Origin of the sequence: Longimonas sp., assembly GCF_046498435.1 — a bacterium.
Classification (GTDB): Bacteria; Bacteroidota; Rhodothermia; order Rhodothermales; family Salinibacteraceae; genus Longimonas.
In genome coordinates, this window is the sequence record NZ_JAWOAR010000345.1 from 1 (window position 1) to 6,850 (window position 6,850).

General features: G+C 61.9%; 5 protein-coding genes and 1 pseudogene. 2 read left to right on the forward strand and 4 right to left on the reverse strand.

The window, feature by feature from the left end; all coding sequences use genetic code 11:
- On the reverse strand, nt 1–2,247 hold a 2,247-nt coding region (locus R6U20_RS13485; RefSeq protein WP_410338359.1), incomplete at its 3' end, for a glutamine--tRNA ligase/YqeY domain fusion protein.
- 212 nt (nt 2,248–2,459) lie between these two features.
- Here R6U20_RS13485 and R6U20_RS13490 point away from each other — a divergent pair.
- The gene (locus R6U20_RS13490; protein ID WP_410338360.1) at nt 2,460–3,008 is read left to right on the forward strand and encodes a rhodanese-like domain-containing protein; all 549 of its coding nucleotides are present in this window, start codon (nt 2,460–2,462) and stop codon (nt 3,006–3,008) included.
- 247 nt (nt 3,009–3,255) lie between these two features.
- Complete coding sequence (locus R6U20_RS13495) at nt 3,256–3,789, forward strand: hypothetical protein (RefSeq protein WP_410338361.1); 534 nt, start codon at nt 3,256–3,258, stop codon at nt 3,787–3,789.
- Nucleotides 3,790–4,056: 267 nt separating this feature from the next.
- Here the strand turns inward: R6U20_RS13495 and groL are convergent, their stop codons facing one another.
- The 3 genes and pseudogenes from groL to R6U20_RS13510 form a co-directional block, all read right to left on the reverse strand.
- Complete coding sequence (groL, locus tag R6U20_RS13500) at nt 4,057–5,685, reverse strand: chaperonin GroEL (protein WP_410338362.1); 1,629 nt, start codon at nt 5,683–5,685, stop codon at nt 4,057–4,059.
- Between the two features lie 68 nt (nt 5,686–5,753).
- Nucleotides 5,754–6,044: a co-chaperone GroES gene (gene groES, locus R6U20_RS13505; protein WP_410338363.1), complete on the reverse strand. Its 291-nt coding sequence runs from the start codon at nt 6,042–6,044 to the stop codon at nt 5,754–5,756.
- A gap of 396 nt (nt 6,045–6,440) precedes the next feature.
- Nucleotides 6,441–6,850: pseudogene (locus R6U20_RS13510) on the reverse strand (XRE family transcriptional regulator); the annotation flags it as partial.

The window sequence follows — 6,850 nt, forward strand, 5'->3', positions numbered from 1 at the left end:
CTGCTCGCCATCGCGAAAGCGGGCGGCTTCGTCGGGGTTGTCGGCAACCACCTGCTGGGCAGCCTTGCGTAGCGCACCGGCATCGTCGATCTGCTGCAGGCCCTCTTCCTCCACAATAGCAGCCGGGTCGCCGCCCTCGGCCATCATGTGTCCGAAGATGTCGCGGGCTGCGCGGTTGGTGATGACCTCTGTATCCACCAGACGAACCAGATTGGCAAACTGGGCCGCGTCGAATGGCAGGTCGATCAGCGACTGGTCTTTGCGAGCGGCTTGCAGTTCGTTCACGATCCAGTTGGCTACGGCCTGCGGCGCGTTGTAGTGGTCGAGTGCCTCCTGGAAGAACGCACGCAGCGGTTCATCGCCAGCTAAGAGGGCAGCGCCGTCGCGCGTGAGGCCCAGTTCGCGGTGATACTGCTCGTACACGGCACGCTCGGCCTCGGAGAGCTGCTCGGCGGGGTCGCGCTGCGCGGCAATCGAGCGCTCACGCTGCTTGCGCTTGGCCTCTTCTTTGGCTTTGCGTTCCGCCTCCAGATCGACCGTGTCGCCATCGTCGGCCCAGCGGTCGCGCAAGGGGACGATCTGGTTGAAGACCAATGCCTCGCGCGAGGAAGCCTCGGGATCCTGCCAGAAGTAGCCCACGCGCTCAAACTGATAGCGCTGGTCGTCGGGGTTGTCTAAGATGCTTGGCTCCACGATGCCCTCGTGCACCTGGAGCGAGTCGGGGTTCAGGTGCGTTTTGAAGTCTTCGTCACCGCCGTCGGGGGCGGGCACCGTGAAGAGGCGATCGTAGAGACGGGCCTCGAAGGAGAGCCCGGCCTGCGCATCCACCCAGTGGATAACGCCTTGCGGCGTGGGGCTATCAACAGGATCGACGTTGCCCTTCGTGGCAGGATCGTAGGTGCAGTGTAGTTCTTTGATAGTGCCGTCGTCATCGCGCACCACGCGCTCGCAGGTGATCACGTAGCTGTTGCGGAGGCGTACGGCCTTCCCGGGCGACAGGCGGTAGAAGTCTGCGGGCGGATCCTCATGGAAGTCGTCGCGCTCGATATAGAGCGTCCGCGAAAACGGCACGCGGCGGCTGCCTTCGTTGTCGATGTCGTGCGGCCACGAGGGCAGATCCATCCACTCGGTGTCGTCGGCGGAGTAGTTGGTGAGCACCACCTTGAGCGGATCGACGACGGCCATCACGCGGGGCGCGGTGGTGTTCAGCGTGTCGCGGATTGCGTGCTCGAAACGGCTGATCTGCACGCGGCTTTCGGTGCGCGTTACGCCTACGTCGTCGCAGAACGCGCGAATGGCAGCCGGCGGCACGCCACGACGGCGCAGCCCCGCCAGCGTAGGCAGGCGCGGGTCGTCCCAGCCCGCCACATCGCCGCGCTCTACAAGCTGAAGCAGCTTCCGCTTGCTCATCACGGTGTAGCCCACGTTCAGCCGCGAAAACTCGTACTGATGCGGGCGGCTCTCGTGCTCCTCCTCAGGCAGGCAGCGCTCCAGGAGCCAGTCGTACACGCGGCGGTTGTTGTCGAACTCCAGCGTACAGAGCGAGTGCGTGATGTCTTCGATGGCGTCTTCGAGCGGATGCGCAAAATCGTACATCGGGTAGAGGCACCAGTCGTCGCCACGCCGGTAGTGGTGGGCGTGTTTGATGCGCAGCAGCAGCGGATCGCGCATAATCATGTGCGGCGAGGCCATGTCGATTTTGGCCCGCAGTACGTGATCGCCGTCGTCGAACTCCCCGTTGCGCATGCGCTGGAGCAGGTCCAGGTTCTCTTCGACCGAGCGGTCGCGGTACGGACTCGGCGTGCCCGGCTCGTTGACGGTGCCTCGGTTCTCGCGAATCTCTTCTTCGGTCTGGCTATCGACATACGCATCCCCCTGTTTTACAAGCTGTACGGCGAAGTCGTAAAACTGCTCGAAGTAGTCGGCCGCGTGGTAGCAGTGCTCGCCCCAGTCGTAGCCGAGCCACTGCACGGCCTCTTTGATGGCGTTGACGTATTCCTCGCTTTCGGTTTCAGGATTGGTGTCGTCAAAGCGCAGGTGGCAGCGCGTGTCGGCCACGTCGGCATAGTCCTCGGCAATGCCGAAGTTCAGGCAGATCGATTTGGCGTGGCCCAGGTGCGGGTAGCCGTTGGGCTCGGGCGGAAAGCGCGTAACGACTCGCTTGCCGTGGCGACCAGCACGCAAGTCGTCGTTGATGATTTCGCGGATGAAATTGGTGGCGGGCGGCAGGGCAGAGTCGTCGCTCACGGGGGATTCGCCGGGTTGGGTTGGCAGATACGATAGGGAGAAGTACGTAGGAGCCGTCTGCCAAAAAGATCCGCAGGCGTTGCGTGCACATGCTGGCACAAGGCGTTTCCACGAACTTTCGTTTGGAGGCCCTCGTTCGGCATTGTAGCTGCTGTAATTCTCATCATAACGCCGGGTCATCTATGCCGTGGAGCCAACGTACAAAAGTCGGAGTGGGTATCGCTGTTATTATCGGGCTTGCGGGTAGCGCATGGCTATGGTGGATACGCGGCGACGCGGCCCTGCGCTGGCAGGCGGTCGATCGCATGATTGCACAGTCGCATGGCTCGGTGCCTACCATTTCGACCGAGACGCTGGCTGAGCGCCTGCATCGGCCCGAAAACGAGCGCCCGCTGCTGCTCGATGCCCGTGCGCCCGAGGAGTACGCGACCAGCCACATTGAGGGCGCGCGCCATTACGATCCAGAGCGGCCCAACACGGCTCTGCTCGATACGGTGGCCACCGACCGGCCCATTGCCGTGTACTGCTCGGTGGGCTATCGCTCGGCAGGCGTGGTGAATGCGCTTCGCGACGACGGCTACACCAATGTTGTGAACGTAGAAGGCTCCATTTTCCGCTGGGCCAACGAAGGCCGCCCTGTGGTGCAGCAGGGCGAGCGCGTGGGCCGGGTGCATCCGTACGATGCCGTGTGGGGGCAACTGCTCGCCGACTCGCTGCGTGCCCCGAATGCGCCAGCGCCCTACAGTACAACCGGCGAGTGAGACTGTGCGATGCTGTCGTTCTGAGCGGGTGCTTCATGTGACGTTGTGGCATGATATGCGGGGCTGGCAGGCTGGGTATCGACTCCGTTACGGCCTTTCTGCGCCGCAGCCCCACAAGCTGACAGAATCACACGCCTTAGACGGCTGGCACCACTTTCGCACGTGAGTCCAGCGCGAGGTTGCAACAAGGCAATGCCTTTGCAATCTCGATGGTTGACTCTTTCCTCCAAGATGTGGTGATCGTCTTATGAACACGCACTTTAAACGACTGGAACGGTTGTACGGGCGCTCGCACGCTGCATCCACCCAAGCTGCAGTGTCTTTTGGGCGCGCCATCATTCACAGCGATATCGAGGGCCGTCTGCCGGGCACCACCGCTGCCGAACAATTCCTGACCGATGCTGCTCGTTTGGCAGCGGGGTCGCTTCACAAAGAACATGTGGTGCGCGTGGATCAGTTCGAAGTTGAGATGAAGCAAGATGGGTATACCGGTCCGGTGCGCGCAATGGCGCAAGTCATTCTCACGCAGCCGCCACGTGCGGTCGTTACCGTGCTTCTGCTGAGCGACGATGACGAGGTTGTCGCCGAGGCGCGAGGCTCGTTCTTGCCCACCAAAGAGCAACTCCCCGACCTGTCGGCGGTGGCCGAGCCGAGCAGCTCTACCTCAAACGACGCAATGGGATACGATGACGAATACGCGGAGCCGAACGCGCCGGGGCTTGAACCGGCCTCGTTCATGCCGATCTATGCGTCGCCATTTGGCGTGATATGCTTGAACTGATACGATAAGCACATTCGAGTGCGAACTGCGATCTGCACCGTAGATTGAGGCTAATCTCCGCTACACAATACCAGCGCCCACAGCCAGCAATGGATGCGGGCGCTGCTATGTTGGGGACGAGACAGATATTTCTGGCAAGACGGGGCACGCAGCACAACGCCCAACCGGAACCGGGACACAAAAAAACGGGACGCCCCCCGCGAAGGAAGCGTCCCGCTCGTGTTGGATTCGCAGCGTGTGTATCTCTCCGAAGAGAGACGATTCAGCCTAAAAGTCCATGTCGCCCATGTCGGGCATGCCGTTGCCGCCACCGTTGGACTTGCTCGGACGGTTGGCAATCACCGACTCGGTGGTCAGCAGCAGCCCAGCGACCGACGCCGCGTTTTCGAGCGCACTGCGCGCGACCTTAGTGGGGTCGAGCACGCCTTGCTCAAGCAGCGGTCCGTAGACATCGGTGCGTGCGTTGTAGCCGAAGTCGCCTTCGCCTTCCTTCACGTGCTCCACCACGAGCGAGCCTTCAAGACCCGCGTTCGATGCGATCTGGCGGAGCGGCTCTTCGAGCGCACGGCGTACAATCGAAACGCCAATCTCCTGGTCCTGGTTTTCGACATCGAGGGTGTCAAGCGCATGCAGCGCGCGCAGGTAGGCTACGCCACCGCCGGGCAGGACGCCTTCTTCGATGGCCGCCCGCGTGGCGTGCAGCGCATCTTCGACGCGTGCTTTCTTCTCTTTCATCTCCGGCTCGGTAGCAGCGCCCACCTTGAGCACCGCCACTCCGCCCGAGAGCTTCGCAAGGCGCTCTTGCAGCTTGTCGCGGTCGTAGTCCGACGTAGCGTTTTCGACCTGCTGGCGGATCTGGTTCACACGCGCCTTAATCTGCGCATCATCGCCAGCACCATCCACGATCGTGGTGGCGTCCTTGTCGATGGTAATGCGGCTGGCGGTACCGAGGTAGTCGAGCGTCGCATTTTCGAGGCGATAGCCTTTCTCCTCGCTCACGACTGTTGCGCCCGTGAGCACCGCGAGGTCTTCGAGCATGGCCTTGCGGCGGTCGCCGAAGCCGGGGGCCTTCACCGCAGCCACCTTGAGCGTGCCGCGCAGCTTGTTCACTACGAGCGTGGCAAGTGCTTCGCCTTCAATATTCTCGGCGATGATGAGCAGCGGAGAGCTTGTCTGTGCGGCCTTCTCCAGAATGGGGAGCAGGTCATTCATCGACGAGATCTTCTTATCGTGGATGAGGATGCGCGCATCCTCAAGCTCGGCCACCATGCCCTCCGAATCCGTCACGAAATAGGGCGAGAGGTAGCCGCGGTCGAACTGCATGCCCTCAACCACATCGAGTTCGGTCTCCAGGCCCTTGGCCTCTTCGACGGTGATAACGCCATCCTTGCCCACGCGCTCAAACGCATCGGCAATGAGTGCGCCAATGGCGGAGTCATTGTTGGCCGAGATCATGGCCACCTGGCTGATGTCGCTCTTGCCATCCACCTCGCGGCTCTGTGTGGCCAGGTCGGCCACCACCGCTTCCACAGCCCGGTCGATGCCGCGCTTCAGATCCATCGGGTTTGAGCCCGCCGTTACGCTGCGCAGTCCCGTCGTCATGAGGGCTTGCGCCAGCACCGTGGCGGTGGTGGTGCCGTCGCCCGCGATATCGGAGGTCTTCGAGGCGACCTCTTTCAGCATCTGGGCGCCCACGTTTTCGAGGCGGTCTTCCAGCTCAATCTCCTTGGCAACGGTGACACCGTCTTTCGTGATGGTCGGCGCGCCATAAGATTTTTCAATGAGTACGTTGCGGCCTTTCGGGCCCAGCGTCACTTTTACGGCGTTGGCCAGCGTGTCTACGCCGCGTTTCAGGGCGTTGCGGGCCAAGGCGTCAAAAACAATTTGCTTCGACATAGGATTCGTTATACCGTGGGTTATTGTGAATCGTTACAGAGAGATACGGACCGTAGGATGCCGATCCGTTAATCGTCGAGGCGGCCCAACACGTCCGACTCTTTCATGATGAGCAGCTCTTCGTCGTCAAGCGTGAGGTCGGTTCCGGCGTACTTGCCGTAGAGCACGCGGTCGCCCTCGCGCACGCTCATGTCAACATGCACGCCGTCTTCCGTGCGACCGGGGCCCACGGCGACGACGGTGCCTTGCTGTGGCTTTTCTTTGGCGGTGTCGGGAATGTAGAGTCCGCTCGACGTTTTCTCTTCAGCGGGAAGCGGGCGCACTGCGATGCGGTCGCCCAGGGGTTTGAATGTAGACATAACGTAGACGATTGCAGATACGGTTAAGAGTGCTGTTGAGTGAGGAGCAGGCTACAGGCCTACTCACATTTTGACGCATAGCAACCGGTGTACCGCCGCGTTCAGCGGGGTGAACGATTTGCAGAAAGTACACAAAATGGTGTTGTATGGGGGAGGCGAACGGCACCGCCTGTCGCGTTGGCAGATCCTGGGCGGGCGGGCGCTGTGCCTGCACTGACGAGGCGTCCTGCCAGCGTGGCAGTGGGTAGTGGGGACCGGAAGGGAATGGCACGCGGGAGGGGCTCGTTGGGGTTTCCTCTTAAACAGCAAGGATCATGTAGCACGTCCAACGGAGGACCGTTGGACAGAGGAAGAGAAGGGACTGTTGGATGCAGATGTGACAGAGGTGAGGCTGGGTTACGCGCTGCGTGTGGCGTTGGTGAGTTCGCGCAGGGCTTCGATCTGCCGTTGTTCGCGCTGCTCCTTGTCGTAGAGCGTGCGCGGGGCCACGCGCTCCTGGCACTGCGCTTCGGTGAGGGGGCAGCGCTCGCAGGTGAGGTTGACCTCGCGCCGTGTGATGGCCGGGTCGTGCGCAAACTGCACCTGGCGGCGGAAGGCTTCGTCCATCAGAAAACCAATAGAGACGCACGAATTGGTGGTGTCTTTCAGGGCCAGCGGGCGGGCGGTGGAGAGCGTGAGGAACTCGGCATCCGCATTGATGAAATGCGACCGCTGCGCCCGCACGGCGGCCAATGTGCTGGACGGGTCGTGCGCGTAGTCGTCTTGCGCCTGGGCTTCAGACAGCTCTTTGAGTAGTTGGATGGCCG

Coding starts and splice junctions, on each gene's coding strand:
- groES (WP_410338363.1), bottom strand. CDS start 6,044: ATGTCTACATTCAAACCCCTGGGCGACCGCATCGCAGTGCGCCCGCTT.
- groL (WP_410338362.1), bottom strand. CDS start 5,685: ATGTCGAAGCAAATTGTTTTTGACGCCTTGGCCCGCAACGCCCTGAAA.
- R6U20_RS13495 (WP_410338361.1), top strand. CDS start 3,256: ATGAACACGCACTTTAAACGACTGGAACGGTTGTACGGGCGCTCGCAC.